Below are 2602 nucleotides of genomic sequence, written 5' to 3'. Positions count from 1 at the left end.
CGCGGGTCTGGTGGACCTCGTGCTCGAGCGTGTCAACGGCACCCCCACGAGCGAGCGGAGCAACAGCGAGATCGCGCAGCACGAGTACGTGAGCGAGGCGACGGTGAAGACCCACATCTCGCGGGTCCTCACGAAGCTCGAGCTGCGCGACCGGGTGCGGCTCGTCGTGTTCGCGCACGAGCACGGGTTGGTCGCGAAGGCCGACTGACCGCGGGCGCGCTCGCGCGGCGGCCCGCGCCCGCCCGCGGGGCGGGGTGGTTCGTCTGACGGACCGTCATCCGAGCGGATGACTCCTCCCCAGGCAGTGGAGCCGAGCGGACGATCCACAGGAGCCGCGCGACGGACGCGGGGCGTGCCTCCCGGCCGTCATCGTGGAGTCATGACCACGAGCAGCACACCGATCATCCGTCTCGACCACGTCTCGAAGCACTACGGCGACGCCGCGCGACGGGTCACGGCGCTCGACGACGTGAGCGTCGACATCGGCGCGGGGGAGTTCACCGCGGTGATGGGCCCGTCGGGCTCCGGCAAGTCGACCCTGATGCACGTCGCCGCCGGGCTCGACCAGGTCTCGTCCGGTCGCATCCGGATCGACGGCGTCGACATCACCGCGTTGGGCGACAAGGACCTGACGGAACTGCGTCGTCGTCGGCTGGGGTTCGTGTTCCAGTCGTTCAACCTGGTGCCGACGCTCGACGTGCAGGAGAACATCCGGCTGCCGTTCCTGCTCGGCGGGCACAAGCCGACGCGCGAGGAGTCGGCCTGGATCGACCGTCTCGTCGAGATGCTCGGGCTGGGGAACCGGCTGACGCACCGGCCGCACCAGCTGTCGGGCGGACAGCAGCAGCGGGTGGCGATCGCCCGGGCGCTGGCCTCGCGGCCGGCGGTGGTCGTCGCGGACGAGCCGACCGGCGCGCTCGACTCGCGGACGGGCAGGGACGTGCTGCAGATCCTGCGCGGTGCGGTGACCGAGTGGGGGCAGAGCGTGGTGATGGTCACGCACGACCCGGTGGCCGCGGCGAACGCGGACCGGATCCTGTTCCTCGCCGACGGGCGTGTGGTGGGGGACCGACCGGCGATGGACGCCGCGTCGATCTCCACCACGATGCTCGGGATGGAGGCCGCAGCGTGAACGGGCTCCGTGCCTTCGCGCCGACCGTCCTCGTCGCGGCCCTCGGCACCACCTTCGGATCGGCGCTCGTCATCGCGCCGGGCATCGTGACCGAGGCCCTCGGCGCCTCGGGGCTCGCCGAGCTCGGGCCGGTGAAGGCGATCCTCTCGGTCGTCGGGTGGCTCTTCCTCGGCATCGCGCTGTACGTCGGTGCGATCGTCACCGCGAACACGTGCGCGACCCTCATCGCCGGGCAGACGCGCATCATCGCGCTGCAGCGGCTGGTCGGCGCGACCGGAGCCTCGCTGCGTGCGCGGATCACCCGCACCGGTCTCGTCGTCGGCGTGGTCGGCGGGCTGATCGGCGCGGTCGTCGGCACGGGCCTCTGCGCGGTGTTCGTCCTCGTGCTGCGCGCCGACGGGTTCCTGCCGGACACCGCCTACACGATGGTGCCGTGGGAGCTCGTACTCCCGGTCGCGGCGGTCGTCCTCGCCACGTGGGGTGCGTTCGCGGCTGGGTCGCGCCGGGTGCTCACCGTCACCCCGCTCGAGGCGCTCTCGTCGAGCGTCGAGCCGAGTCTACGACGACGTCCGCTCCGGGACCGCCCGCACGGTGTGGGCCATCGTGCTCATGGCCACCGGCGGGCTGCTCGTGCTCGTCGGGTTGCTCGCGAGCGGGCTCTCGCCGGTCGCGGTCCTGCCGGCGGCGCTCGGCGGCTTCGTGTCGTTCGCCGGGGTGGCCGTCGGGGCGACGACCGTCATGCCGCCCGTGCTGCAGCTGATCGGCCGGATCGGTTCGCGCGACCCCGTCGTCCTGCTCGCCGGGCGGAACGCCATGCGCGCACCGGGTCGGTCCGCGCGGGCCACGATCGGGCTCGTCATCGGCGTCACCCTGCTCGTCACCTTCGCCGTCGCGCTCGGGATCATGCAGCACGTGCTCGAAGCCCAGCTGCAGGCCGTCGGACAGGGGCAGACGACGACCGAGATGGTCCAGGGGCAGCGGGACTTCTTCGTGCAGCTCAACGCGGTGGTGAGCGTCATCGTCGGGTTCTCGGCGGTGATCGCCGCTGTGGGCGTCGTGAACGCGCTCGCGCTCGGGGTGCTCCAGCGTCGCCGCGAGCTCGGTCTGCTGCGGGTGCTCGGGCTCACCGGGGCGCAGGTGCGTCGGATGATCGTGACCGAGGCGGTTCAGATGGTCGTCGCGGCTGTGGTCACGGGACTCGTGCTCGGCACGTTCTACGGCTGGGTCGGCGGGCAGACGCTGCTCGGTTCGCTCGGCTTCGCGACGACGCCGGTCCTGCCGCCGTTGACCGTCGGGATCGTGGTGGTCGGAGCACTCGTCCTCGCGGTGGTCGCGACGATCGCGCCCGTGCGACGCGCGATGCGCGTCCCGCCGACCGAGGCGCTCGCGGTGGACTGACCCCGGGTCGCCCGTCGGTGCGGGAGGGCGCGGTGCGGGACGGGAGGCGCGGTGCGGGACGGGCGGCGCGGT

3 protein-coding genes and 1 pseudogene are annotated in these 2602 nt (G+C 72.8%); all 4 read left to right on the top strand.

Features of this window, described 5'->3' with window-relative positions:
• Positions 1-208 (top strand): response regulator transcription factor (locus I5E_RS07335; protein WP_148286892.1); only part of this gene is annotated, 208 nt, incomplete at its 5' end.
• Positions 209-379: 171 nt separating this feature from the next.
• Positions 380-1132 carry an ABC transporter ATP-binding protein gene (locus tag I5E_RS07330; RefSeq protein WP_022906404.1) on the top strand — a complete coding sequence of 251 codons (753 nt, stop codon included), beginning with the start codon at positions 380-382 and terminating at the stop codon, positions 1130-1132.
• Positions 1129-1641 (top strand): annotated as a pseudogene (locus I5E_RS26940) (FtsX-like permease family protein); the annotation flags it as partial. The gene I5E_RS07330 and the pseudogene I5E_RS26940, both read left to right, overlap by 4 nt.
• Before the next feature lie 82 nt (positions 1642-1723).
• Positions 1724-2530, top strand: a complete 807-nt coding sequence (locus I5E_RS22625; RefSeq protein WP_049973467.1) for an ABC transporter permease — start codon at positions 1724-1726, stop codon at positions 2528-2530.
• Positions 2531-2602: the final 72 nt, after the last annotated feature.

The sequence above is a fragment of the Curtobacterium sp. B18 genome (assembly GCF_000333375.1).
Taxonomy (GTDB): Bacteria; Actinomycetota; Actinomycetes; order Actinomycetales; family Microbacteriaceae; genus Curtobacterium.
Note: the sequence above shows the minus strand (reverse complement) of the source record. Positions and strands in the feature narration are given on the sequence as shown.

What these genes read in the sequence shown, in the direction of transcription:
- I5E_RS07330 (WP_022906404.1), top strand. Translation starts at nt 380, where the DNA reads ATGACCACGAGCAGCACACCGATCATCCGTCTCGACCACGTCTCGAAG.